Genomic DNA, 26154 nt, shown 5'->3' with positions numbered 1-26154 from the left:
CTCCTACATCATCCGCGAGCGTTCGATTGCGGTGCCACCGGGAGGGAGCGTGAACACCATACCGTCCTCGCCAACCACGATCGGTCCATTGTAGCGGCTTTCCGCATCACCGAGAAAGGCCGGGTAGAGGTATCGCATCGGCAGCGGCGGGACGAGATGCGAGAGGACGAGCATCCGCGCCTCCGCAGCGCTGGCGCTCTCGGCCGCCTCTTCGGGCGAGGCGTGATAATCCTGGATATCGTGGAAAATCTTGGCGGCGTTGGTCTGGCCCCGTGCCTCCATGGCCGCGCGCATCTCCTCGACCATGGCCGGCTGGAGCGCGTCGTGGACGAGGATGTCGACGTCCTTGCAGGCCGCTTCCAGATTGGCCGACCTCGCCGCATCCCCGCTGATGCAAAGCGAGCGGCCCTTGTAGTCGAAGCGGTAGCCGACTGCCGGCCGCACCGGGTCGTGGTCAACAGCGAACGCGGTGACGCTCAGCCCGTCCTTCTCGAACACCGTTGCGCTCGCCCCCTCGAACGTGAAGGGCTGCGCTTCTCCGCCGCCACCGCTGGCCGGGACCACGCCCTCTCCGTGATGCGCGATGCGATAGGTGTCGTCGGTCGCATAGGCCGCGTTGAAGCCTTCGACGATGGCCTCGACACCGGTCGGACCATAGACCGGCAATGGCGCGGTGGCGGTGCCGCGCGTCCAGTGGAACAGCATCAGCGGGCCGAGCCCGTCGATATGGTCGGAATGGAAGTGGGTGAGGAACAGCCCGTCGAGATCTCCCGAGCTGATCCCCATCGTGTTGATTACCTCGTTTCCGCCCTCGCCAATGTCGACGGCGAAGACCTGGTCGCCCGCGATGACGATGTTGCAGGGCCCGGCGCGCTCGAGGTTCGGCATGGGCGAGCCCGTTCCGCATAGCCCGAGGTGCAGGCCATCGCCGAAATCGCCCAATCGATCCACGCCGACAGCTTGCGCGACCGCGCGTTCGAACAGCGCGTTTCCGATTGGCTTCTGGAAGGCGAACAGCGCAAGCGCGCCGAGGCCCAGAACGATCAGAACACCCAGACCGACTCGCTTCATGATACTCCTCCCCTTATGCAGGGTGTCATGGTGCGCGGCGCTTGGGAACCGCGAGCGACCGGATCGGGCAAAGCCGCTCCTCCTTGCGGCCAACCGCGCAGGCAGGCGGTTTCACCTGAAACCGGTTGATTTAGGACCTTGCGCGGCTATGGCCCGTTGCCAAGGAAACGAGAGGATACTCCATGCGTCAGGTTGACCATTTCATCGTTGGCGGAGCCGCTGGCTCGGCCGCGCGCACCCACAAGATCTGGAACCCGTCCACGGGCGAAGTGCAGGCCGAAGTCGGCCTTGGCGATGCCGCCCTGCTCGAACAGGCGGTTGCCGCAGCCAAGAAGGTGCAGCCCGAATGGGCCGCGACCAACCCGCAGAAGCGCGCCCGCGTGATGTTCGAGTTCAAGCGCCTCGTCGAAGCGAACAAGCAGGAGCTGGCCGAGCTGCTCGCCAGCGAGCACGGCAAGGTCGTCGACGACGCGCATGGCGATGTGCAGCGCGGGCTCGAGGTTATCGAGTTCGCCTGCGGCATCCCGCAGGCGCTGAAGGGCGAGTACACGCAGGGCGCAGGCCCCGGCATCGACGTCTATTCGATGCGCCAGCCGCTCGGCATCGGTGCGGGGATTACGCCCTTCAACTTCCCGGCCATGATCCCGATGTGGATGTTCGGCATGGCAATCGCGGCCGGCAACGCCTTCATCCTCAAGCCGTCGGAACGCGATCCCAGCGTGCCGGTGCGTCTTGCCGAACTGTTCCTCGAAGCGGGCGCGCCCGAAGGGCTGCTGCAGGTCGTCCACGGCGACAAGGAAATGGTCGATGCGATCCTCGACCATGAGGACATCGCCGCTGTCAGCTTCGTCGGCTCCTCCGACATCGCGCATTACGTCTACAAGCGCGGCGTTGCCGCCGGTAAGCGCGTCCAGGCCATGGGCGGCGCGAAGAACCACGGCATAGTCATGCCCGATGCCGACCTCGACCAGGTCGTGAACGATCTTGCCGGCGCCGCTTTCGGCTCGGCCGGCGAGCGCTGCATGGCGCTTCCCGTGGTTGTGCCTGTCGGCGAAAAGACCGCCGACGACCTGCGCGAAAAGCTGATCCCCGCGATCAATGCGCTGCGCGTGGGCGTCTCCACCGACAAGGACGCGCATTACGGCCCCGTCGTCACGCCCGAGCACAAGGCGCGTGTCGAAGGCTGGATCGACACGGCGGAAAAGGAAGGCGCCGAAGTCGTTATCGACGGGCGCGGCTTCAGCCTGCAGGGCCATGAGAAAGGCTTCTTTGTCGGCCCGACACTGCTCGACCGCGTGACCACCGACATGGAAAGCTACAAGGAAGAAATTTTCGGCCCGGTCCTCCAGATCGTGCGCGCCGCAGACTTCGAGGAGGCCGTGCGCCTGCCGAGCGAGCACCAGTATGGCAACGGCGTCGCCATCTTCACACGTAACGGCCACGCCGCCCGCGAATTCGCGCACCGCGTGAACGTCGGCATGGTCGGCATCAACGTGCCGATCCCCGTGCCGGTGAGCTACCACAGCTTCGGCGGCTGGAAGCGCTCCGGCTTCGGCGACATCGACCAGTACGGCATGGAAGGCTTGCGCTTCTGGACCAAGGCGAAGAAGGTAACCCAGCGCTGGCCCGATGGCGGCGGCGACGGTTCCAACGCCTTCGTCATCCCGACGATGGGGTAAGGCGCAGCGGAAGGGGAGAGAATGCGATGCTGAAGAGAACCCATTTCCTCCCCCTCGCGCTGCTGGCCGGCCTTGGGCTGTCCGCCTGCTCGCCGAGTGGCGGGGAGGCTGAAGAGCCGACAAGCGAACCTACGATGATGCCGGTCGAACCGGATGGCGGGATTGGCGATGGCGCCGGCCCGCCCCCGTTTGCGACCGCCGATACGATCCCCGAAGCCTTCCTTGGCGTGTGGGACTATGTCGAAGGCACCTGCGCGCCCGAATCCGACCTTCGCGTGGAAATCACGCCCAAGGCGATGCAATTCTACGAAAGCTATGGCGAGGTTACCTCCATCGAAGTCGAGGGACCCGACCGGATCACCGTGACGCTCGCGATGGCAGGCGAAGGCGAGACTTGGGAGATGGAGCGTGTGTTCACCCTGTCGGACAATGGAGAGACGCTGACGCCCACGTTCCCGGACGACGACCGGTTCGAACCGATGCCGCTCAAGAAGTGCGAATAGGGAGAGAGAATATGCGCATCCTGATACTTGCCGCCAGCGTACTGCCGCTTGCCGCCTGCGCGGGCTATTCCGAACCGGGGGATACCGCCGCAAACGCATCGCCCGACGCTGCGCTCGCCCAGTGCGACCCGGCACCCGTGCAATACCATATCGGCCACGACGCGACCGAGGGGATGGGCGCGGCGATCCTCAAGGAAAGCGGCGCCGAGGTCCTGCGCTGGGGTCCGCCCAATTCGGCCTGGACGATGGACTACCGCGTCAACCGCGTGAACGTGCGCTATGACGAGGCAATGAAGATCGTCGAGATCACCTGCGGGTGAGCACCCGCCGCCACGCCTTCACCGGCTCTCCGTACGAAAAGCAGTTCGGCTTTGCCCGCGCGGTGCGCGAGGGTAACCGTATCGTCGTCGCCGGGACCGGTCCGGTCGAGGACGATGGCTCGTCAACCAAGGGCGATGCCGCCGCGCAGGCCGAACGCTGCTTCGTTCTGATCCTGCGCGCCATAGAGGAGCTTGGCGGCAGCGCGAAGGACGTGGTGCGCACCCGAATGCTGCTGACAGACTTCGAGGACCAGGACGCGGTTGGCGCGGTGCATGCGCGCTTTTTCGGCGAGGCCAGCCCTGCCGCAACAATGGCAGGCGTGGCCTGGCTCTGCCGCAAGGAATGGAAGGTCGAGATCGAGGCGGAAGCAATCGTTAGCAGCTGACCCTCGCTGCCCCTTCCCTAGCGTCACCAGCACGGCTAGAGCGCGCGACATGACTACGAATGCAGGACAATTCCAGCTCACTGAAGAACAGCTCGCGATCCAGGAGATGGCGCAGCGCTTCACCGCCGACAATATCACCCCCTTTGCGGGCGAATGGGACGAAAAATCGCACTTCCCCATCGACGTGATCAAGCAGAGCGCCGAGCTCGGCTTCGGCGCGATCTACGTGTCCGAAGAATCGGGCGGCATCGGCCTCGGACGCCTCGAGGCTGCGCTGATCATGGAAGCCATGGCCTATGGCTGCGCGGCCACCAGCTCGTTCATTTCGATCCACAACATGGCCGCATGGATGATCGACCGCTTCGCCGGCGAGCAGCTGAAGGCGAAATACCTTCCCGATCTCGTGACGATGGAAAAGGTCGCCAGCTATGCGCTGACCGAGCCCGGCAGCGGTTCGGACGCGGCGGGCCTCAAGACCACTGCCAAGCTAGATGGCGACCATTATGTTCTGAACGGCACCAAGCAGTTCATTTCCGGAAGTGGCTTCAACGACGTCTACGTCACCATGGTCCGCACCGGCGAGCACAAGACCAAGGGCATCACCTGCCTCGTCATCGACAAGGACACCCCCGGCGTCTCCTTCGGCAAGCCGGAAAAGAAGCTCGGCTGGAACGCCAGCCCGACCGCGCAGCTGATCTTCGAAGACGCGCGCGTGCCGGTATCGAACCGCGTCGGCCCCGAAGGCGACGGCTTCCGCTACGCCATGATGGGCCTCGACGGCGGGCGCCTGAACATCGGCGCCTGTTCGCTGGGCGGCGCGCAGCGCTGCCTCGACGAGGCGGTGAAGTACACCAAGGAGCGCCAGCAGTTCGGCCAGCCGATCGCCGATTTCCAGAACACCCAGTTCATGCTCGCCGACATGGCGACCGAGCTGGAGGCGGCGCGCGCGCTGCTTTACCTCGCAGCGGCCAAGGTCACCGACAACGCGCCCGACAAGAGCAAGTTCTCTGCCATGGCCAAACGGTTGGCGACCGACAGCGGCAGCAATGTGGTCAACAACGCGCTGCAGCTCTTCGGCGGCTACGGCTATCTGAAGGAATACCCGATCGAGCGCTTCTGGCGCGACCTTCGCGTCCACTCGATCCTCGAAGGGACCAACCAGGTGATGCGCATGATCGTGGGCCGGGAGATGCTCCGCCAATGACCGACGACATCCTGATCCACCGCCATGGCCGCGTCGGCCATATCTCGCTCAATCGTCCCAAGGCGCTGCATGCGCTGACGCTCGACATGTGCCACGCGATGAGTGCGGCGCTCACCGAATGGGCCGAGGACGAGGAAATCGAGGCCGTCATCCTCGACCATGCCGAAGGACGCGGTTTCTGTGCCGGGGGCGACATCAATCTGCTGCGCCATTCGGCCCTGAACGATGGGGGGACTAGCGGGCGCAAGTTCTTCCACGACGAGTACCAGCTCAACCACCAGATGATGACCTACGAAAAGCCGATCGTGGCTTTCATGGACGGCATCACCATGGGCGGCGGCGTGGGCATAGCGCTCCCATGTAAGTACCGCGTCGCGACCGAGAACACGCGTTTTGCCATGCCCGAAACCGGCATCGGCCTGTTCCCCGACGTGGGCGGCGGCTGGCATCTCTCGCGCCTCGGCGGGCGGCTCGGCCAGTTTCTCGCGCTCACCGGCGCGCGGCTCGACGGGGCGGAATGCTTGTGGGCCGGGATCGCCACACACTACCTGCCGTGCGAGATGATTGCCGACGCCAAGGCGCGCATCATCGAAAAGCCCACCCGCATCCCCGGCGTGCTGTCCGAAATGGTCGGCACCCCGCCCAAGGCGCGGATCGAGGGCAATGCGGACAAGATCCGCAAGCACTTCGCCTCCGATAGCTACGAGGACATCCTCGCCAGCCTCGAACAGGCGGCCGAGGACGGCGACGAATGGGCGATCAAGGAGCGTGACACGCTCGGCACCAAGAGCCCCCAGACTTGCAAGGTCGCGCTGCGCCAGCTGGCGACCAGCGAGGGCCTCGACAGCTTTGCCGACAACATGGTCATGGAATACCGCATCGCCAGCCGCGTGCTGACCCGCCCCGATTTTGCCGAGGGCGTGCGCGCGGTGATCGTGGACAAGACGAACGATCCCAAATGGGATCCGGCCACCCCCGAGGGCGTGAGCGAGGACCTGCTCGACCAGATCTTTGCCCCGCTGCCCGCCGATGAGGAATGGAAACCCCTATGAGCTTCGAAACGATAACCGTCGAACAGCGCGATGCCGTCACGCTGATCACCCTCAATCGCCCCAAGGCGCTGAACGCGCTCAACAGCAAGGTGCTGGAGGAGCTGATCGAGGCCTTTGCCGCCTACCAGGCCGACAGCAGCCAGCTGTGCGCCGTCCTCACCGGTTCGGGCGACAAGGCCTTTGCAGCCGGTGCCGACATCAAGGAAATGAGCGAGAAGGCGGCGGCCGACTTCTACCTCGATGATTTCTTCAGCCCGTGGACGAGCGAGATCGTCAAAAAGACCCGCAAGCCGTGGATCGCCGCGGTGAATGGCTTCGCACTGGGCGGCGGGTGCGAGCTTGCGATGATGGCAGACTTCATCATCGCCTCGGAGAACGCCAAGTTCGGCCAGCCCGAAATCAACCTCGGCGTCGCGCCCGGCATGGGCGGCAGCCAGCGCCTCACGAAGGCTATCGGCAAGTCGAAGGCCATGGAAATGTGCCTGACCGGCCGCATGATGGGCGCCGAGGAAGCCGAGCGCGCCAACCTCGTCGCACGCGTCGTGCCGCATGACACGCTGGTCGATGAAGCCATGAAGACCGCTGCGACCATCGCGAGCAAGCCTCCGATGGCCGCCATCGCGAACAAGGAAATGGTCAATGCTGCTTTCGAAACCAGCCTCGACCAGGGCCTGATCATCGAACGCCGCATCTTCCAGATCCTCACTGCGAGCGAGGACAAGAAGGAAGGCATGGCCGCCTTCGTCGAAAAGCGCGAAGGGACCTGGAAGGGGCGCTGATCACGTGGAGCTGCCCCCTCTCTTCCTCGAGAGCGTTGCGGGCGCCTTTGCTGTGTTTGGCATCCTGATGGGCTTCGCAACGCGGCTAGGAGTGATCTTGACCGCCAGCGTCGTCACAGTCTTCGTGTTCGTAGGAGTCCTCGTCCTGTCGTTCCTTTACGGACAGCCGGACGGGGTCCTCGTGATCCTCGCTGCCATGCTCAGCGCCTATTGCGGCCTTACTTATCTCGTCGGAGCCGCAGCTGCTCGCTTCCTGAAGAATCGGAGTAAGACATGAAAATCGCCTTCATCGGTCTCGGCAACATGGGCGGCGGGATGGCCGCGAACCTCGTCAAGGCGGGGCACGAGGTGAACGCCTTCGACCTCTCGCCCGACGCGCGCGGCTCGGCCGAAAGCGGCGGCTGCGACGCCTATGACGACGCCAAGCGCGCCTGCGAGGGCGTCGACGCGGTCGTCACCATGCTGCCCAACGGCGCCATCGTGAAATCGGTCTACGAAGGCGATGTGTTTGGCCACGCGCCCGAAGGGGCAATCCTGCTCGACTGTTCGACAATCGACGTCGCCACGGCCAAGGAACTGGCCCAAAGCGCAAACGCGAAGGGATACGACATGGTCGATGCGCCGGTTTCCGGCGGCATTGCGGCGGCGACGGGCGGTACGCTCACCTTCATGGTCGGCGGGACCGAGAAGGCCTTCGCCCGCGCCGAAGAAGTGCTGCAGGCGATGGGCAAGGCGGTGATCCACGCAGGTGACGCGGGCGCAGGCCAGACGGCCAAGATCTGCAACAACATGCTGCTCGCGATCAGCATGATCGGCACGGCGGAAGCGATGAACATGGCCGAAAAACTCGGCCTCGACCCGCAGAAGTTCTACGAGATTTCCAGCCAGTCCTCGGGCTATTGCTGGTCCTTGAACGCCTATACGCCCATGCCCGGTGTCGGCGTGCAGAGCCCGGCGGACAACGACTACAAGGGCGGTTTCGCGACCGCGCTGATGCTAAAGGACCTTCGCCTCGCGATGGAAGCGGCGGAAACCGCCGGCACCAAGACCCCGCTCGGCGCCCACGCGCGCGAGCTCTACGAAGCCTTCGCCGAGGAGAACGGCGGGCTCGATTTCTCGGCGATTATCAAGAGTCTGTAGGAAAAGGGTGGTACCGCAACCCTACCGAATTGGGCGACTGGCCGAAAGGCTCGAGGCAGTGCCGCGGTACCGGGTTCTAGGTAACCCGCAAATCCTTACCCGTCGCCTGACCAAATCTGGATAATTCGGGGATTATTGCCCGATCTCGTCGAGAATCCTGTCGAGCCAGGCACGCGGCGCCTGCCGCCTCCCGATGTCGGCGACGAATTCCTGCCCGCGCGCCACGCTGCGCAACCGGCTACCACGCAGCCAACGGTCAGCGCGGTCGTGATAGGTGAGGCCGCCGGGTTTCAGCCAGTCGGGCCTCTTCCAGAGCGATGGCGGTCCTTCCGGGACGGTCAGGCGCAGCGCATCGCTCGCCCGCGCCGCCTGCCGTCCTTCGCCTGCGTAAACAGCATCGTTGCTTGCATGCAGAGCCAACGCATGCGGGTGATCCGCGTCGAGCAGCACCTGAGGGATATTATCGGCCAGATGCGCGATCGTCTCGACCTTCAGATAGCCGAAGATGCGGTGGTGCGGCGCCTCGCCTTCTTCGCGGAACAACCCGAAGAACAGGAAGACATCACCGATCCCCACGCCCTGGTTCTCAAGATGCGTCTGCGCGGCGCCGCACTGGCCGAAGAGGCACGTGCCGTCCGCCCGGAACATGGGGTCGTGGTGGCACAGGTCGTTGGCGCCAAGCTTGCCGCGGCTCGCTCGGCCGGCGTGGTCGCCAAGGCCGAGATCGCCATAGGTCGTGCGCGAGGCAGCACCGGCCGGGATCGGCAGGCTCAACGGGCGTCCATCGACAATCGGCGACGGGCCGCCACCGGCTGCGCTGTCGAACCCCTTGCGAGAGAAGATAATCCGCATGACCGCCCGCCTGCACGAGACGCCAAACCGTGACAAGCGCCCCAATCGCGCCTATCTGCGCGGCCATGAGCAGCGAAAACAATGGCAAGGTGACGGCCCTCATCATGGCGGGCAAGCGGTCGGGCATCCACGATCCGCTCGCAGAGCGCGCCGGCGTGGCGCAGAAATGCGTCGTTCCCGTGGGCGGCATGCCCATGATCGAGCGTGTCGTGATGAATGTCGCGAAGAGCCCGCGTATCGGCGAAATCCGCGTCGTCGCGCACGAGCCGGAGGAGATCGCGGCGATTCCCTCGATTGCGAAACTGGTCGAGGAAGGCCGCCTTGTCTTCAAGCCGGGCGCCTTCAACCTGGTCGACAGCGTGTTCGCAGGGGCCGAGGGTTCGAGCTATCCCATCATGATCACCACGGCCGACAACTGCCTGTGGCTGCCGGAAGATTTCACCGAGTTTGCCGACAACGCCATCGCCAGCAAGGCGGGCGCTGCCGCGGCCCTTGCCCGAAAGGAAGACGTGATCGCCGCCGACCCGCAGGGCCAGGCCAAGTTCTACGAGTTTTCCGACGGCGGCTATTCCAACTGCAACGCCTACTGGATCGGCGATGCCAAGGCGCTTTCGGCGGCTGAAATCATGCGCGGTGGCGGCCAGTTCGTGAAGTTCCCGAGCCGTATCGCCAAGGCCTTCGGCGTGATGAACCTCATCCGCTTCTATCTCGGCTGGGGCACGAAGGAGAAGCTGTTCGCTCAGGTCTCGCGCCGTTTCGGCTTCGAGCTGAAACCGCTGGTGATGAGCAATGGATACTGCGCGATCGACGTCGACAACGAACGCACCTTCGAGGTGACGGAAAAGTTGCTGGCCAAGCGCCTCGCCACCGCCTGACACAAGGGCGTATGCCGTGAACCGCCTGATGCGCAATATCGGCTGGCTCCTGACGGGGCGCGGCGTCAACGCGGTGCTGAGCCTCGTCTACCTGGCGCTCGCCACGCGCACGCTCGGGCTCGACAACTTCGGCTATTTCGCGATCATTCTTGCGCTTGGCCAGACGGTTACGGGCCTTGCGAACTTCCAGACATGGCAGTTCGTCGTGCGCTGGGGCGCGGGCGACGAAGGCCCTGCCGACGCCACCGGCTTTGCCATCGCGCTCGACATGCTGTCGGTCGTGCTGGGGCTGGTGCTGGCCGCGGGCCTCGTGCTGAGCGCGCCCTACTGGCTGCCGCTTCCGCCCGAGCTTCTGCCTGTCGCCTTCGGCTACTGCGTAATCACCCTCATCTCCATCCGCACGACGCCGACCGGCCTCTTGCGCCTGCGCTTTGCCTATGCCCGCGCAACGGCGGCGGAGGCGGTGCAGCCCATCGTACGCGCAGTGGGGGCCGGCATTGCGGCGGTCGCCATGCCGACAGTCACCGGCTTCGTCCTTGCATGGGCCGCCGCCGAAGTCTTTGTCGCCGCCTCGCTGTGGATTGCGGCCGGGCGGATGGAAAAGATCGACTTCTCGCGAATTAGCCTGCGCCACATTCCCAGCGCCCATCCCGGCGCCTGGCGCTTCGTGTGGTCGACGAACATGACCGGCAGCCTCAACGTCGGGGCCAAGCAGGTGCTTATCCTGCTGGTGGGCGCAATCGGCGGCGAAACCGCAGCTGGCGGTTTCCGCGTTGCCAGCCAGCTTGGCCAGGCGCTGGTCAGCCTCGCACAGACGGTATCGAAAGCCATCTATCCCGAGCTGGTCCACGCGAAGGACACAGCCCACGACATGGCGCGCCGGATGGCGAACATCGCGCTTATTGCCGGCGTGCTCGCCGTTCTCATGACCCTGTTCTTCGGGCGTCCGGCCATCGCGCTGATCGCGGGGCCCGAGTTCCGCGTCTACTGGACCATGGTCATCCTCGCGATTGCCGGCGCGATCGAGCTGGTCGGGGCAAGCCTTGAAAGCCTGCTGGTCAGCGCCGGCCGCGCCGGAACCGCCTTTGTCATCCGTGCCGTCCCCACCCTCCTTGGCCTTGCCCTGCTCGACGTTGCCATGGGCTGGAACGGGACCAAGGGTGCCGCCTTCACCGTCCTTGGATCCTCGGCCCTGTCGGTGGTGGGCTTCTGGGTCGCGATCATTTCGCTTTCGCAGATCACGATCACGGTGAAGCCCAAGCCGGAGCTGCCGCCCAAGAGCTAGCGTATGCCGAGCGCTTCGGCCTGCATCCTGAGGCGCGGGGCTGCAGCAGGGTTCGCGGCGACCGCATCGGCGAGCGCCTTGCGCGCACGATCGGGCTGGCCGAGCGTCATGCGCGATCGCATCAGCATCACCCAGCCATCGACATTGCTTGGGTCGGCCACAAGCTTGCTTTCCAGGCTCGCGACCATGCCTTCGGCCATCTGGCGCTGCTCGCCGGGCGCCATCGAGGCAGCGGCGGCGACCTGTTCGGCCGATGGTCCCGGTATGGCGTCACCTGCCCCAAATGCGCCGCCCGGAGCGGCAGGCGCCTGCACGCTGCGCGCAGCCATTGCGCGCTCCAGCCGCGATGACACATCGATACCGTTTATCGTGGCTACCTGTTCGATGGTTCGCGCAAGGTCGCTCTCCCACGGCGCGCCGGGGGGCGTGTCTTCCATAAGATCGAGCCATGCGCCAAGCGCGCCGTCATGATCCCCGTCGAGATCGCGTTTCACAGCGAGGAAATAGCGGGCCCGCGGATCGGCCGGATCGAGCTCCACGGCCTTGCGAAACGCAGCGAGGGCGTCGGGCGGTAAGGGATCGCGCTGGCTGGCCATCACGAGCGCTTCGCCCAGCGCCGACCACAAGACGGCTTCCTCCGGGTCGAGGCGCGCCGCTTCGCGATAGGCCGCCGCAGCAGCAGTGAACTCGCCGCGTTCGAAACGCGCAAAGGCCAGTTCCTGCCAGGCAGCGACATCGGCCGGCTGCTCGCCCACCCGCTCTTCGAGAACCGCGATGGGATCAGCGGTCTCCCCTGCCGTTTCCTCCACCTCGCCATCCTGGAACGCGCGGTAGCCAAGCGCTGCTAGAACGGCAGCCAGGCCGAGGCCGAACAGGATTTTTCCGCCGCCAGGTCGCTTCGCGCTCGTGTCTTCGACCATCACCTTCTCCTCCCTGACTGCATGGCTATCGGCACGGATCGGGACTGGCAATTGCCTCTCGGCGCGTTTCGCCTATGATGCCCCTAGCGATAACAAGAACAATGGGTTCGCAAGCCTCCGGGGGGGGACTGCGGTTTGGCGGAGAAAGTTCGCGTTGCTATTGTCGGATCCGGCCCAGCCGGGCTGAGCGCTGCTGCCCATGCGGCAGCAAAGGGCATGAGCCATGTCCTCCTCGAGAAGACCGACCACCTTTCCGATACAATCTACAAGTACCAGAAGGGCAAGCATGTCATGGCGACGCCCTCCAACCTGGTGCTGCGCAGCGATCTCGATTTCGACGCCGGCAAGCGCGAGGCGATTCTCGAGACCTGGGACCGCCAGGTCGCCGAGGGCAAGGTCACCGTAAAGACCAACGCCGAAGTCACCGGTATTTCGGGGCAGGCCGGGTCTTTCACGCTGACCTTGAAGGATGGCTCCACAGTCGAGGCCGAATCGGTGGTTATGGCCATCGGCACGCAGGGCAATCCCAACCTCCTGAAACTGCCCGGCGCGGAGCTGCCCCACGTCCAGTACCAGCTCGACGATCCTACCGAATATGTGGACGAGCACATCACCGTCATCGGTTCGGGCGATGCGGGAATCGAGAACGCCCTCGGGCTCGCGGCCGATGAGGCGCAGGGCAACCGTGTCACCATCCTCAACCGCCGCGCCGATTTCGCGCGCGCTAAGGGGGCAAACGTCAAGCTTCTCGAAGAGGCCGAAGCGGACGGGCGGATTTCGGTGCGGCGCGAGACCAGTCCGGTCGAGATTCGCGACGGGGAGATTGTGCTGGAAACCCGCGACGGGCAGGAGACAATCCGCTGCGACCGGATCATCGCGCGCACCGGATCGCAGCCACCGCGCGCATTTGTCGAGGAATGCGGTGTCGAGTTCTCCAGCGAAGACCGCGCGGCCTTTCCCAAGCTCAGTCCGAGCTTCGAAACGACCCAGGCGGGAATCCATGTGATCGGTGCCCTGGCCGGTTATCCGCTGATCAAGCACTGCATGAACCAGGGCTATGACGTCATCGAATTCCTGGACGGCAATACCGAGCTCAAGCCCGCCGATGAGCCGATCCTGGCGGAAAAATTCGCAGGGTTGCCAGGCAACCGGTCGGTGGACGAATGGCTCCACACCTTCGCGAGCGAAGTCACGATCCTGCGCGAGTTGAGCCCGCTGCAGCTTCGCGAGCTGATGCTCGACAGCACGGTGCACGCCTTCGACCGCGGCGAGGAGATTTTTGCGCGCAACGAGCCCGGCTCCTCGATGTTCGCCATTGCCGAGGGATCGGTTCTGGTCGAGGTCGACGAACACGACAGCTCGGTGACCGTGCCGATCGAAACCGGTTCGATCTTCGGCGAAGTGGGCCTGATCTCCGGCCGCAAGCGCGGCTCGACCGTGCGCGCCGCTGAAAAAACGGTGGCGGTCGAATTCTCCCGGCTCGCGGCGCTCAAGCTCCTGGCGACGGCGCCATCGGCCAACCGGGCAGTGAACCGGATCTCGATCGAACGGCAGATCCTCCAGATTTTCGGTTCGGGGCTGGTCCCCCAGGACGTCGCGGAGCTGGTTGAATCCTCCGAAGTGGTCTCGGTACCGGCGGGCGAGGTCGTCATCGAGGAGGGGGCCGACGACAAGGACATCTTCATCGTGCGGGTCGGTTCGATGGTGGTGGAGAAGAACCTCGGCGGAAAGCCGGTGTTCCTGTCCTACCTACCCGCAGGCTCCTATTTCGGCGAGATGGCCGTCATCGACGGGTCGAAACGGACCGCGAGCGTGCGCGCCGCCATCAAGAGCGAAGTCATCCGGATACCCGGCGACGCGTTCAATCAGCTGCTCGATTCAAAGCCAGAGATCCGGGAAGACGCGCTGAAGGCCATGGCGGCCCGGCGCGAAATCAACGATTTCGTCGAAAGCCGCAAATCGAGCTTTGGCGGCGCGGTCGACATGTATTCCCAGACCGCCCAGTTCCTGGTTGACAACGGCCTTGGCGAGGCCACCGATGTCCTTCTGATCGACGAAAAGCTCTGCGTAGGCTGCGACAATTGCGAGAAGGCCTGCGCCGACAGCCACGATGGTCTGAGCCGCCTCGACCGCGAAGCGGGCAAGACCTACGCGCATCTCCACGTGCCCACCTCTTGCCGCCACTGCGAGCATCCACATTGCATGGCCGATTGCCCGCCGAATGCGATCAAGCGCGGCCCAGACGGCGAGGTCGTGATCGACGAGACCTGCATCGGCTGCGGCAACTGCCAGAGAAATTGCCCCTATGGCGTCATCCGGATGGACGCCAAGCCGCCGGAAAAGCCGGGCCTCTTCAGCTGGCTCCTGTTCGGCCGCGGACCGGGGCCGGGCGAAGCGAGCTATGCCTGGCGCAAGAGCAAGGCGGCAGAAGCAGGCGAAACGGCAAAGCTCGCCATCAAGTGTGACATGTGCAGCGGTATCGACGGCGGACCGGCCTGCGTGCGGGCGTGCCCTACGGGCGCCGCCATCCGCGTCAGTCCCGAGCGCTTCCTTACCGTTGCCCGTCTCGAAGAGGAGGTCGACTGATGGCCTCGCTCTTCTCGCACGATCAGGACGATGACTTCGCCGAGATCGAGGCCCGGCGCTCGGCCGACCATGAAGGCTTCCTTGCGCATCGCAGCTATTACTGGGCCAAGGCGGCCGCCGTCATCGGCCTGTTCGTGGTGGTGACCTACCTGCTCGTCGATGTCGAACCGCGGCATAATGGCGGGAGCTGGTATGGCTACACGCTGGGCACCATCGGCGCGGGTCTGATCGTCTGGCTGGCTTGGCTCGGCATTCGCAAACGCCGCGCCACTCCAGGCAGCTGGAGCCTGAAGGCCTGGACCAGCGCGCATGTCTATCTCGGTCTTTCGCTGACTGTCATCGGCACCATGCACACCGGCTTCCAGCTCGGCTGGAACGTCCATACGCTGGCCTGGGTGCTGATGATGCTGGTCATCATCTCGGGCGCCTATGGCATTACGGTCTATGCCACCCTGCCGCAGACCCTGTCCGAAAACCGTCGCGAGATGACCCGAGAGCAGATGCTCGAAAGCCTTGCGGCGATCGACAAGCAGCTTGAAACCGCCGCGCAGCCGCTGTCACGCGAGGACACCGATGTGGTGGTTGCCGCGCTGGAGCAGGACGTTTTCAAAACGGGGCTGATTGCACGTTTTCGCGGTCCCGGCGCGGGCGATGCCACGCGCCGCGCGCTCGCCCACATTTCGGCCAGCCGCGCCTATGACGCAGTCGGCGAGGACGCCGCCCAGCAGAAGGTGCGCTCGCTGCTCGGAAAACGAGCGGCCCAGATCGACCAAATCCGCCGCCAGATGCAGACCAAGGCCATGCTCGAAATCTGGCTCTACATCCACGTCCCCTTGACGATCGCCCTCTTGGCAGCGCTCTCCGCGCACATCGTCAGCGTGTTCTATTACTGGTGAGGAGCAAGACTTGACCTTCCTCATCCGCACGATCGATCACACCGCCACCGGGCGCGAAATCCTGCGCGAACGGTCCGTGGACGGCGACACGCTGACCATCGGCCGGGCCACCAGCAACGATATCGTCGTGCCCGATCTCGCGGTCGAACAGCACCATGTCAAAGTCGAGGAAACCGACCGCGGACGTCTCGAAATGAGCGCTGCGTCAAACCGCGATTTCACGTTCGATGGGTCGAAGCGCACGTCGGTCACCTTCGATCCGGCGAAGGGAGGCGCGCTGCTGCTCGGCGTCTACACCCTCGCCTTCTCACGCGAGAGCGACGGACAGGTCCTCGTAAGCGTCACGCGCGAAGAGAAGGAATTCGGAAACCGCGATGCCGTGCGCGGCTTCGACCTCGCCTCCGCCATGCCGAGCAAGCGGGTCGCGGCGTGGATCGGGGTGCTCGTCATACTCGGCGCGTTCCTCGTGGTCCCGATCTGGACCAACCTGACCCGCGAGGAGAAGCAGCCCGGTGCCTACGACGCAGACCAGGTCATGTGGGACGCGAGCTGGAGCACGGGCAAGCTCAGCAAGGCCCATCACGCTCTCGAACAGAATTGCGAGGCATGCCACGTCGAGCCCTTCGTGTCGGTTCGCGACGAGACCTGCCTGACGTGCCACAAGGATATCGGCGACCACGCCGGGCGTGATCGCCTCGCCATCTCGCGCGGCCCCTTCCCCACCGGCGATGCGCTGCTGTGGCAAGTCGCGGACGCCTTTGGCAAGGAAGGCCCGGAGGCTTGCACCACCTGCCACACCGAGCACGAAGGCGCTGGGCGCATGGAGCCAGCCGCGCAGCAATTCTGCTCCAGCTGCCATCTCGACATGGACACTCGCCTCACCGACACCGCGCTCGGCAACGCGCACGACTTTGGCACCCACCATCCCGAACTGCAGGCGCTGGTGCATCACACGCTTGGCGAAGGCGAGACGAAGAGAGTAACCCTCGACGGCAAGGCGCGCGAAGAGCACGGCCTGCGCTTCCCCCATGACATGCACCTGTCCAAGACCAACGGAGTCGCCCGGATGGCGGGTAACCTTCCCGATTACGGCGAAGCGCTGGTCTGTTCCGACTGCCACCGCCCGACCGACGACCGCAACGGCTTCCTGCCCGTTGAGATGGAGAGCGATTGCGAAAGCTGCCACAGCCTTGTCTACGACAAGGTCGGGTCGACCTTCCGCAGCCTGCGCCATGGCGACGTTGCCGCCATGCGGGCCGATCTGATCGCCATGGACCGCGCGCCGCGCTCGCCTATCACCAGCGGGCTAAGACGACCGGGCGAATTCAAGCGCGGCGGGCGCTATTTCCTCGAGTTCGGCAGGCCGACCCAGAACTACATCGGCATTACCCGCGCACTGTCGGAAGGCGGTGTTTGCGGCGAATGCCATGTGCCCACGACCGTTGGCGGGGAGGCCACGGTCATGCCGGTCTTCCAGCGCAGCAGCTATTTCCTCAACGGGCGCTTCGACCACGAGGCGCATGAGCAGGAAGACTGCACCAGCTGCCACGCCGCCGACACATCGAGCAGCGCGCGCGACGTCATCTTGCCGACGCTCGCCACCTGCCGCGAATGCCATCAGGGCGCCGAAGCGATCGAGGCCGACGTCCCCTCGACATGCGCGATGTGCCACAGCTACCATCCCCCGACCTTCCAGCGGCGTGAGGACGCCCCGGTCGAAGAACAGGCCGAGCGCGTCGTCCGCCTGTCGTCCCGGCGAAAGGGGACCGAATGACCGGCCGACAGGAGCCCAGAGGAGAGCCGCCTTGCTGATCGCCCAGATCACCGACATCCACATCGGCTTTGATCCCGATGCGCGTCCGGAAGAGCTCAACCGGATCCGTTTCCGGCAGGTTCTCGACCGTTTCGAGAAGGCGCCGCACACGCTCGATTTCCTGCTGCTATCGGGTGACCTTACCGATCACGGCGACCAGGATAGCTTCGAGAAGATCGCCGCCATCCTCTCCGATTTTCCCTGCCCTGTGCTTCCGCTGGTCGGGAATCACGACACCCGCGAAGAGCTGCGCAAGGCCTTTCCCGGCACGCCGGACGATGGGACGGGGTTCCTCCACTACGTTATCGAGCGCGATGGCCTGCGCATCATCTGCCTCGATACCTTCGAAGAAGGACGCCACGGCGGCGCCTTCTGCGAGCAGCGGCGCGACTGGCTGCGTGCGCAGCTTGAAGACGGTCAGGGGCGGCCCTGCGTTATCTTCATGCACCACCCACCCATTGTCAGCGGGATAGACTGGATGGATCCGGCCGCGGACGAACAGTGGATCACCCACTTTGCCGAAGCGGTAGAGGGTCACGAGAATGCGATCCGGGGCATCCACTGCGGGCACTTGCACCGGCGGGTAAGCGCATGCTTTCGCGGCATCCCGCTGGGCATCACGCCCTCGGTCGCACCGCTGGTGGCGCTCGACCTGCGCCCCGTCGATGAGAACCGGGCCGACAACCGTGCGCTTATCACGACCGAACCGCCCAGTTACGCGCTGCATTACTGGAACGGGCAGGACCTGATCACGCATTACGAGAGCTGCGGCGATTGGGACGTGCTGGCCTATTACGGGGAGCACCTGAAGCCCATGATCCGGGAAATGAAGCAAGAGCGCCGCTAGGGCCTAGTCACCGCCCATCGCCGCCCGGCTGCGGTCCAGCCAGGGGCCGCTACCCCCGACCCACGCGCTCATGTCCGGCTCGTCCGAGACCTTCCAGGGCACACCTGCGCGCGTGAGGAACAGCCTTTCCATTTCGGCGCGGTTGAAGGGCCGCGAACCGAGCCGGCCGAACACAGCCATCTGCCCGCCGGTCTCGTCCACCCCGCGATCCCGGTCGAGCCCCTTGCTGAGCGACAGGGCAGCGCCCTTGGTCTTGGCCCAGGCGATGAGTTCGGGCTTGGGCGCAGGGCTGAAGCCGTAGAAATTGGGCTGGCTGTCCGGCGTCGTCAGTTGCAGCACCTTGAGCCCGTTTCGTCCATCGGCGACATAGGCGAAGAGCGTCGCGTTGGTTGAGCCGACGATCACGTCCTCGGCATCGTTCAGAGCGCCATCGAGCGTCACGCGCTGGTAGACCTTTGGAGACAGCGGGCGGGTCACATCGAGGATCACCAGCCCGTCCTGCTTGGCCGCCACATAGGCATAGGTGCGCGCGACATAGACCCGCCGCGCATCGGCCAACGGCACGGTCGCCTGAGGCACGGCAACGGGCTCTCGCATATCGGTGACATCGAACAGCTTCACGCCGTCCGCGTCGGTGACCCAGAGGTAGCGGAACTGGATTGTCGAAGCGCGAGCATCGGCCAGCAGGCGCACCGACGTCAGCTGCGGATCCAGCGGATTGGCAAGGTCGATGGTGACGAGACCGGCCGTGGCCGTGACATAGGCGATGTCGCCGGCAAGCGTTATGTGCCGCGCGCCATCGAGCACGCCGTCGGGGTTCCACGCCTTGCTGCCATCGGCAAAGCGCGAGCGCTTCAGCTTGTTGTTGCGAAACTCGCCGTCGGCCATCGTCTCGACATTGACCAGCACGAGGCCTTCGACTGCATCGGTGATCACCGCGTAATCGTAGATCGGCTTCATCGGCTGTTCCTGGTTGACCTGCAGCAGGGTCATCGCCGTGCCGTCTTCGTTGAAGACCGGGTTCCCCTCGGCATCGTTCACCGGAGTCGCGGCCATGGCCTTGTTGCGGTCTGGCCGCACCGGCTGGTTGGTGGCGAGCGCCATGCAAGTGGCGTTCTTCGTCTTCACCCGCGTGTCGTGCCCCATGGCGCTGAAGGGAGCGGTGAGGATGCGTTCGGAGACGCCCTTGTTGGCAATCGATGCCACATCGTAGACGCGGAAGCCGCCTTTCCCTTCGGCGACGAACATGTATTCGCCGCGCAGCTGCAGGCAGCCGACGCCGTCGCGCGTGCCCTCGTGCACATTGGCGAACTGTTCGAAGGCCTTGGTCTCGCCGCTGACGTCCCCATCGAAGGTCTTGCCACGCACCCAGTCCTTGAGCTCACGGTCGTTGTCCTCGACGTGCATGCGCCAGTAGTCGGGGTAGGCGTAGCGGTGGAGGTAGCTGCCCAGCACCGCCTGCGGCTCGTCCCATTCGGTCACGCGCACCGCCTCGAAGCCAGTGTCGAGGCCGACCCAGGCGTTGAGGCCGACGAAGTTCACGAAATTGGTGCCGAGCAGCAGCAGCTGGCTCATGATCGCATTGTTGTCTTCCGCGGCCGAGAGATGGCAGTCGCTGCAAGTCTTGGTCTCGGTCAAGCGGACGGTGTGCGGGAAGTGCGGCGCGAAGGCCTGGCTCGAATAGCCGCTCGCCGCGACCGGCGGCTGCTGCACATAGATGCGTTCGCGGTTGATGTTGGTCGAAGACAGCACCAGCGCGCTGGTTGAACGGATCGGGGCGACCTGGTTGCCCTTGGTCGTCTGGTGGCGGCCGAGCTGGAACATCTGGTCGCGCGCGACCTGCGGATTGTAGGTGGCGAAATTGCGCGTTTCCTCGCTGCCGTAGTGGTGCGACTTGGTCTTCCAGTTGGCCTCGATCGGCAGGTGGCACCCGCCGCAGCTGGTGGTCCAGGAAAGGTGGCAGGTGAAGCAGGCCATTTCTTCCGTGCCATGCGCGCGGTCTTCGGGCGCGACCCCGGTGCCGAATTCGAACCGGCCGGTTTCGGCGCCCGTCCGGCTCATCAGCTTGGCGCGCGCCGACTTGGCGTTGAAATCGCGCGCTGTGGGATCGACGCTTTCGCGAGTCAGGCTGACTTCCCATTCGAGGTCGGGATCGACAATGGAACGCTGGATGAGCACTTGCCGGCCATCCTCGCCATAGGCCCACTCGAACCGGCGCTTGCCATCGGGATTGCGCAGCAGCGCCAGGTTGGTGCCCTTGGGCGGCGCAGCCGGGCCGCTGGTCCGCAGGGTGGGATAGGCATCCGCCGTGCCATGGCAGTCCTTGCAGCCGATCTCCACCGCGTTGGCGACCTCGGTGTAGATGAGGCCGTTGCCGTGGCTGTCCTGGCCGAAGTGGCAGTCGGCGCACTGGAGGCCCTTTTCGGCGTGGATGTCCATCATGTGGACCGTCTTGCCCGGGTTCACCCCGACCTCGACGAACTTGCCCTCACCCTCGCGCCGCCACTTCTCCGGATCGTCGTGCGGGACGATGTTGTTGTCCTTGTCGAGCAGGTTCCCCTCACGGTCGCGCTTCAGGATCGCACGGAAGTTCCAGCCGTGCCCGTGGTAATCGGCAAACTGCGTGTCGCTGAGATCGGGATTGAGATCGTAGACGTTGCGCAGGAAATCGAGGTCGGCCCACTTGCCCTTCGGCGCGGCCCCTTCCGGATTACGATCGAGGACGGCGCGGACCTCCTTTGCCGTGGGATACTTCTGCTCCTTGGGCCACATGTGCGGCGCATCGCTTTCGTAATCCCACATGGTGTAGCCGAGGTAGGAATTGAGGAAGATGTTGGGCTGGTGCATGTGGCAGTTCATGCACTGCGCGGTCGGGATCGACCGGGTGAAGCTGTGCCGGATCGGGTGGCCTTTTTCCTTCACTGGCTCGTCGTCCGAATGCCCGGGCTTCTTCACCGCCCCGTGACCGCTGCCATATCCCTCGCCGTCGCCGTGGCCGCCCTCGAGCAGCGAAGCGATGGTCGGGTCCACGGTCGCGCTTTGCCCGTCGCGTCCGTATTGTGCGTAGGTCAGCGAATGGCGCGGCTCGCGGTCGTTGGCGTAGACCACATGGCAGCCTGCGCAGCCCGAATGGCGATAATCGCCGGGCTGGTCGTTCGTGCCCATGAACCACATGAACGGGTCGTTGAGCCGGGTCTTGTGGATGTTGAGCACGGGGATCGCGACGCGGAGCCCCGTGCCCGGGCCCCTGTTCGATTGCTTGAGATCGGGCCGGCCCGGTTCTTCCAGCCGCTGGATGAGGCCGGTCGGGTTAGGGATGCCGACTTCGGGGAATTGCGATGCCACGTTGCGGCCGCCGCGTTCGAACACGCGGAAGACATCGGCCGGCGGGATCACATGCCAGGTCGGCATGGGGTAGAGCGCCTCGATCGCTCCGCGCGCCTTCTGGTTTTCGGTCAGCGTAGCGGGCGGTGCGCCGGGGCTCTCGATCTTCGCCGGTTTGCCGTCGCGGGTATAGGCTTCGCCTAGGATATACCTTTTGAAAGGCAGTATCCCGTTATTGTAGGCCGCCCCGCCCCACAGCATCGCCCCTGAAGCCATGATCGAACGCTCGGCCGCCTCGATCGTCTCGATATGGCATGCGCCGCAGGCCTCGCGCACCACGCGGTAATCGCTGGGGTTCACGAAGCGGATGAAGACCGGGTCTTCCTTGTTGAGCAGCGCATAGGACCGCTTGGGATTGGCCGAGGACGGCCAGTGCCAGCTCTTGGGATAGGTCGGCAGGACATGGGCCGCATCGCGCGCCGCGATGTAGGCCACATCGTCATGCGACAATTCGCTGTCGCCGAAGACATTGGGATTGCCTCCATGGCAGTCGACACAGCCAAGCCGGACGGCGGGCGTCTCGTGCATCGTCGGCTCGTCGGTGCGCACATGGCAGGAGAAACACCCAGCCGACTTCGCCGCCATCTGCTCTTCGGTCTGGATGCGCGGCGCGGGAGCGGCGGTAACGAGGCTGTAGTCGCGCTTGACCGGCTTTTCCTTTTCCGCCGCACGCAGGCCCATGGCCCCTGCCAGGAGCATCAGGCCGATCGCGAGGAAGAGGCGGGAGAGCGCGCGCATCAGTAGGTCAGGATCGCGTTGGCGAGCACCGAATAATAGGCGCCCGGATTGCCGAGGGAGGTGAACAGGTCGTCGAAGCCGTCACCCGATATGAGCGCGGCGGCGGACAGGCGGAACACGATGTTCTGCGTCGCCTTGGGCCGCCAGATCGCCGCGGCCGAAAGGTCCCAGCCGATCTCCTTGGGGATCGAGCCCTCGTTGCGCAGCGCCTGAAGCGTGGCGGTATTCTCGAACCATAAATGGTTCGCGTTGGCCGAAAGGCGGAATTCCGGGGTGATGTCGAAATCGGCACCCACCCCAAGCAGCATCAGGCCCGGATTGTTGAAATTCGACTGCCCCTGTTCCTTGGAGCTGCGCAGCGAATTGAGGATGCCGTTGCGTCCGTTGACGCTGATCGCGCGGCCGCCACCGGCAAAGGGAATGGTCTGGCGTATCCAGTAGCTGGTGTCCGCGCCGGCAAAGACCGGGTTCTCGAAAATCGCGTCGTAGCCGGTTTCCTTGTCGTCATACGGATCGCCGTCGCCGCTGGCGTAGGCGCCCGATATCCGGAAGCGGATCCAGTCCCGGTCATAGCTCGCCTCGAGCGCGGCGAAGAAGGCGCTGATGTCGGCGGGCCGGTCGGTAAAGAAGGAATTGCGGTCCTCGCCAAAGGCGTAATAGGCGCTGCCCGTCAGGTTGATCCGCCCGATCCGGCCATCAGCGTTGTAGCCGATGTAAAACGCATCGTACTCGCGCCCGCGCAGCGAGCCGAGCAAGGCCGGACGAACCGGGAAGCCGTTGTCGTCGATCTGGACGTCGTCGCTCTCGCGGTTGGCGTTCCACACGAAGGTCAGCTGGCTGGTCAGCGCTGGGATCAGGAAGTCCTGGCGGTAGGCGTTGACGTAGAACACGTAATCGTCGCGCGGGGTCTGAAGGATCGCGTTGAGCCCGCTGTTGGTGTCCTTCTCCAGCCGCCAGAAGCCGCCGAAATTGTACTGGAAGCGGTTGTTGTCGCGCGTACCGAAGAACCGCACCCCAAGCTGGTTGTCGTTGAACAGGAAGCCGCGGAAATCGGCCTGGAACGGCTGGATCCCGATGCGCACGCTGTCGAAATCGTAGCGGTCGGACACGTTGCGGAAGTGGTAGTCGAAGAAGGCTTCCTGCACGCCGACAAAGTGGTCGAAGCGGTGCGAGGGCTTGCTCGGTTCGACGAACAGAACGCGCCGCTCGGGCACGTCGACATAGTTGAGGTTCGCCGCCAGCGTGACACGGTATTCGACATCGGGCGGCTTGTAAGCGGTGCTCCCCTTGAGCAGCGCCGCGCCGACAATGAAGGTCTGCGACAGGACATAGCTCGCATCCTTGCCGAAAACGTCGAGGCTGTCGGGGCGCTCGGTGGTCTGCACGCCGACGGGGATCGGGAAGGTGCGCGGTTCGAACACCGTGTCGCTCACCGCATTGGCAATGAAGAACCAGTCGTCGCCGGTGATCGGCAGCCAGGGGACCTTGTCCGGATTGATCGGCCGGTCGCCTTTGTAGGTGTTCTGGTTGTAGGGGTCCCACCAGCGTTCCTTGACCACGCCAAGGCTTTCGATCAGCCGCCAGCGGTCCGGGATCGGGATCTGATCGACGGGAAAGGCTTCGGGCGGCGGGGCGCGCACCGCGCCCTCGTTTGTCTGCGAGACCTCGTCCGGCAAAGGTTCGGTGTAATCGGGGCGACGGCGGCCATCGATCACTTCGTTGTCGACGGCAGGCGGCTCGCCCGGTTCGGGATTGACGGTCGGCAACTCGCTGGCCGGTTCTTCCTGCGGCGGCAGTTCCTGCTGCGCTGCGACCACCAGCGCCAGCGGCATGAAAGCGCCCGCCAGCATCACAGCCCCTCGCAGACGTTCTGCGCCGGATCGTCGAGGAACGGCGCGAAGGGGCAATTCACGTAGCGCAGGCGCACATCGCGCCCGTTCACGTTGACCACGATCCGGTCTGCGCGGATTTCGACGCGCGCGTTGCCGATCCCGCCAACGCGCTGGCCCGCGTTGTGAAGACCGAGGAAGCTGACCATGTCGTCCTGGTCGATCCCGTCGCCCGACACCCCGATCCCGCCGACAAGCTCATTGCCGCGGTAGATCGGGACAGAGCCCGGGAAAATCTGGATGCCGTTGCCCACACGCTTCCCGCCGCCGGGTGCATCGGGCAGTTGCGTGCAGCCGCGCGGCGTGTCGGCGCTGCCCCCGCCCGAGATCACGAAGCCGAGGTGCTGGAAGAGGTTCGGGATGATGAGGTCGGTCTGCAGCCCGGTCATGAAGGGGCTGAACTGGCCCGGCCGTTCCACCGACAAGGGTCCCGCGATGGTGCCGACCTCGCCATCAGGGAAATAGGGCCGCGACAGGTTGCCACCCGACCGGTCGGCGAAGGCGAAGGTACCGGTCAGGGCGCTCCCATCGCCGAGGAAATCGCGCACCCGGGTTACGTAGCGGGCGATGGTGGGCCCCGCAGCCTGCATGTCCCCGGCCGCCACCGAATTGGAGAAGAACGCGGCTGTGCGCGCCTTCTGGAGCGAGACGTCCGTCCCGAAGATCGGGCCATCGGGCGACCGCACGATGCCGAGCACCGCGCCGTGCGTATCGACGAGGCTGATCGTCGCCTGCATCCGGCTGTCCAGGGGGCGGCGGATCTGGGCCCGCGCGCGGCTGAGTACGGTGAAGGCCTCTTCCAGCACGGCGCGCACTTCCGCGGCGCTCAGCGGAGCGCTGATGCTGGCGCCATCCGTGCCCCCGCGGATCGGGAAGCGCGGTGCCCCTGCCCCGTTGACCAGCACATAGGCATCCGGATTTGCGAACTCGCTCGATGTGCTGCGCCGGATACCCGAGGCATTCGTTCCGTAAGCCACGCCCGCGCGGATGGCCCCGTTGGTGTAGCCGAACACCGAAACGAGACCGCCGGCGGGGCCGTTCACGGCTCCGAAACTGGTCTGAAGAGGCCCGAGCTCGCTGGCGGCGGCGTCGCGATACCGCAGGCTGGTGCCGTCCACCGGTATCCGGTCGGCTTCGATCCAGCGCGGCGGGGTGAAATTCTGCGTACCCGCAAGGGCGGCGTATTCCTCGTCGTCCCGGTCGCGGTTGATCGTGTCCGGGTGGAAACCGTAGACGCCGTCGCCTGCAACACCGATGCCGCCGACGACCACCCCGTCCTTGTAGAGCGGGAAGCCTCCGGGATCGGCCGAAAGGCCAAGCGGCGAGCGTTGCGGTCCGATCATCCCGTCGCTCATCCGCGCCGACAGGTCCGAGCAGGGCAGCTGGCTGAACTGGACACCGAACAGCGGGCCGCTTTCCAGGCCCACGGTCGAGGCGGCTGGCGGGAAGTGTTCCTGAACGATCTGGCTGGCGGTTCGCGTGGAGAAAGCGTTGCCGCTGCTCGACAGATAGGCCCCGGTGATGGCCTTGGCGATCGCCGCCGCAACGGTGGGCACCTCGACACCTTGCAGGCCAACCTCGCTGCCCGATGGCGCAATTCCGTCGATGGTCCGGCGGCTAATCCGCGTCGTCGCAGGTGAGCCGGTCATTACGAAGACGCCGAGCACATTGCCCACCCGGTCCACGACCGCGATCGTGCCCGACAGGCCGCGCCCCTGCGCCTCCCCCACGGCCTGCGCGATGATCTGCTGGACATCGCCGACCGAGAGCGAGCGCTGGGCCGGATCGGCGAACAGGCGGCCGCCGGTGCTGGGCGGGGGCGTGCCGCCGCCCGAGCTTCCGCCTCCGCTGCTGCCCGTACCGCCGCCGGAACCGCCGCTAGAGGATCCCCCTCCGCCACCGCACGACACCAGCGCCAGCGCCAGCGCGCCGGCA

At 65.1% G+C, this 26154-nt stretch carries 21 protein-coding genes; 15 read left to right on the top strand and 6 right to left on the bottom strand.

Going from position 1 to position 26154, the window contains the following annotated elements; genetic code table 11:
• Positions 1-3: 3 nt before the first annotated feature.
• On the bottom strand, positions 4-1071 hold the full coding sequence (locus tag KUV82_RS03525; RefSeq protein WP_219955517.1) for an MBL fold metallo-hydrolase: 1068 nt from the start codon (positions 1069-1071) through the stop codon (positions 4-6).
• A gap of 182 nt (positions 1072-1253) precedes the next feature.
• On the opposite strand from KUV82_RS03525, the gene KUV82_RS03520 reads away from it, so the two are divergent.
• From KUV82_RS03520 to mmsB, 9 genes are read left to right on the top strand one after another with little or no spacing between them, the layout of a single operon-like run.
• The gene (locus KUV82_RS03520; protein WP_219955516.1) at positions 1254-2750 is read left to right on the top strand and encodes a CoA-acylating methylmalonate-semialdehyde dehydrogenase; all 1497 of its coding nucleotides are present in this window, start codon (positions 1254-1256) and stop codon (positions 2748-2750) included.
• Between the two features lie 26 nt (positions 2751-2776).
• Complete coding sequence (locus KUV82_RS03515; protein WP_219955515.1) at positions 2777-3253, top strand: hypothetical protein; 477 nt, start codon at positions 2777-2779, stop codon at positions 3251-3253.
• 11 nt (positions 3254-3264) lie between these two features.
• Entirely contained in the window at positions 3265-3573 is a 309-nt protein-coding gene (locus KUV82_RS03510) for an I78 family peptidase inhibitor (protein WP_219955514.1), read from the top strand.
• The gene (locus tag KUV82_RS03505; RefSeq protein ID WP_219955513.1) at positions 3570-3959 is read left to right on the top strand and encodes a RidA family protein; all 390 of its coding nucleotides are present in this window, start codon (positions 3570-3572) and stop codon (positions 3957-3959) included. Before KUV82_RS03510 ends, KUV82_RS03505 begins: the two co-directional genes overlap by 4 nt.
• A gap of 49 nt (positions 3960-4008) precedes the next feature.
• On the top strand, positions 4009-5163 hold the full coding sequence (locus KUV82_RS03500; protein ID WP_219955512.1) for an acyl-CoA dehydrogenase family protein: 1155 nt from the start codon (positions 4009-4011) through the stop codon (positions 5161-5163).
• Positions 5160-6215: an enoyl-CoA hydratase/isomerase family protein gene (locus tag KUV82_RS03495; RefSeq protein ID WP_219955511.1), complete on the top strand. Its 1056-nt coding sequence runs from the start codon at positions 5160-5162 to the stop codon at positions 6213-6215. The genes KUV82_RS03500 and KUV82_RS03495 overlap by 4 nt, the downstream gene beginning before the upstream one ends.
• The gene (locus KUV82_RS03490; protein WP_219955510.1) at positions 6212-6994 is read left to right on the top strand and encodes an enoyl-CoA hydratase-related protein; all 783 of its coding nucleotides are present in this window, start codon (positions 6212-6214) and stop codon (positions 6992-6994) included. Before KUV82_RS03495 ends, KUV82_RS03490 begins: the two co-directional genes overlap by 4 nt.
• 4 nt (positions 6995-6998) lie before the next feature.
• The gene (locus tag KUV82_RS03485; RefSeq protein ID WP_219955509.1) at positions 6999-7271 is read left to right on the top strand and encodes a hypothetical protein; all 273 of its coding nucleotides are present in this window, start codon (positions 6999-7001) and stop codon (positions 7269-7271) included.
• Complete coding sequence (gene mmsB / locus KUV82_RS03480; protein WP_219955508.1) at positions 7268-8134, top strand: 3-hydroxyisobutyrate dehydrogenase; 867 nt, start codon at positions 7268-7270, stop codon at positions 8132-8134. The genes KUV82_RS03485 and mmsB overlap by 4 nt, the downstream gene beginning before the upstream one ends.
• Positions 8135-8266: 132 nt before the next feature.
• Here the strand turns inward: mmsB and KUV82_RS03475 are convergent, their stop codons facing one another.
• Complete coding sequence (locus KUV82_RS03475; RefSeq protein ID WP_219955507.1) at positions 8267-8986, bottom strand: Nmad3 family putative nucleotide modification protein; 720 nt, start codon at positions 8984-8986, stop codon at positions 8267-8269.
• A 65-nt stretch (positions 8987-9051) separates the two neighbouring features.
• Between KUV82_RS03475 and KUV82_RS03470 the strand changes: the two genes are divergently transcribed.
• On the top strand, positions 9052-9861 hold the full coding sequence (locus KUV82_RS03470; protein ID WP_219955506.1) for an NTP transferase domain-containing protein: 810 nt from the start codon (positions 9052-9054) through the stop codon (positions 9859-9861).
• A 16-nt stretch (positions 9862-9877) separates the two neighbouring features.
• On the top strand, positions 9878-11146 hold the full coding sequence (locus KUV82_RS03465) for a lipopolysaccharide biosynthesis protein (RefSeq protein ID WP_219955505.1): 1269 nt from the start codon (positions 9878-9880) through the stop codon (positions 11144-11146).
• On the opposite strand, the gene KUV82_RS03460 is transcribed toward KUV82_RS03465, so the two are convergent.
• Positions 11143-12066, bottom strand: a complete 924-nt coding sequence (locus tag KUV82_RS03460) for a tetratricopeptide repeat protein (protein ID WP_219955504.1) — start codon at positions 12064-12066, stop codon at positions 11143-11145. The genes KUV82_RS03465 and KUV82_RS03460 overlap by 4 nt on opposite strands.
• 135 nt (positions 12067-12201) lie before the next feature.
• Between KUV82_RS03460 and KUV82_RS03455 the strand changes: the two genes are divergently transcribed.
• From KUV82_RS03455 to KUV82_RS03445, 4 genes are read left to right on the top strand one after another with little or no spacing between them, the layout of a single operon-like run.
• On the top strand, positions 12202-14652 hold the full coding sequence (locus KUV82_RS03455; protein ID WP_219955503.1) for an NAD(P)-binding domain-containing protein: 2451 nt from the start codon (positions 12202-12204) through the stop codon (positions 14650-14652).
• The gene (locus KUV82_RS03450) at positions 14652-15548 is read left to right on the top strand and encodes a hypothetical protein (protein ID WP_258319834.1); all 897 of its coding nucleotides are present in this window, start codon (positions 14652-14654) and stop codon (positions 15546-15548) included. Before KUV82_RS03455 ends, KUV82_RS03450 begins: the two co-directional genes overlap by 1 nt.
• Before the next feature lie 10 nt (positions 15549-15558).
• Positions 15559-17322 carry a cytochrome c3 family protein gene (locus KUV82_RS14195; protein WP_258319833.1) on the top strand — a complete coding sequence of 588 codons (1764 nt, stop codon included), beginning with the start codon at positions 15559-15561 and terminating at the stop codon, positions 17320-17322.
• A gap of 31 nt (positions 17323-17353) precedes the next feature.
• Positions 17354-18208, top strand: a complete 855-nt coding sequence (locus KUV82_RS03445; RefSeq protein WP_258319832.1) for a phosphodiesterase — start codon at positions 17354-17356, stop codon at positions 18206-18208.
• A gap of 3 nt (positions 18209-18211) precedes the next feature.
• Here the strand turns inward: KUV82_RS03445 and KUV82_RS03440 are convergent, their stop codons facing one another.
• Genes KUV82_RS03440 through KUV82_RS03430 form a run of 3 tightly spaced genes read right to left on the bottom strand, consistent with a single transcriptional unit; the run spans position 18212 to position 26129 of the window.
• Positions 18212-22330 carry a multiheme c-type cytochrome gene (locus tag KUV82_RS03440; RefSeq protein ID WP_219955501.1) on the bottom strand — a complete coding sequence of 1373 codons (4119 nt, stop codon included), beginning with the start codon at positions 22328-22330 and terminating at the stop codon, positions 18212-18214.
• The gene (locus KUV82_RS03435) at positions 22330-24180 is read right to left on the bottom strand and encodes a hypothetical protein (protein ID WP_219955500.1); all 1851 of its coding nucleotides are present in this window, start codon (positions 24178-24180) and stop codon (positions 22330-22332) included. Before KUV82_RS03435 ends, KUV82_RS03440 begins: the two co-directional genes overlap by 1 nt.
• Positions 24180-26129, bottom strand: coding sequence for a heme-binding protein (locus KUV82_RS03430; protein ID WP_258319831.1), 1950 nt, complete (start codon positions 26127-26129; stop codon positions 24180-24182). The genes KUV82_RS03435 and KUV82_RS03430 overlap by 1 nt, the downstream gene beginning before the upstream one ends.
• Positions 26130-26154: the final 25 nt, after the last annotated feature.

Origin of the sequence: Qipengyuania flava (assembly GCF_019448255.1) — a bacterium.
GTDB classification, from domain to species: domain Bacteria; phylum Pseudomonadota; class Alphaproteobacteria; order Sphingomonadales; family Sphingomonadaceae; genus Qipengyuania; species Qipengyuania flava_A.
The sequence above is the reverse complement of the archived record's forward strand: the minus strand, read 5'-3'. Positions and strand labels throughout refer to the sequence as shown.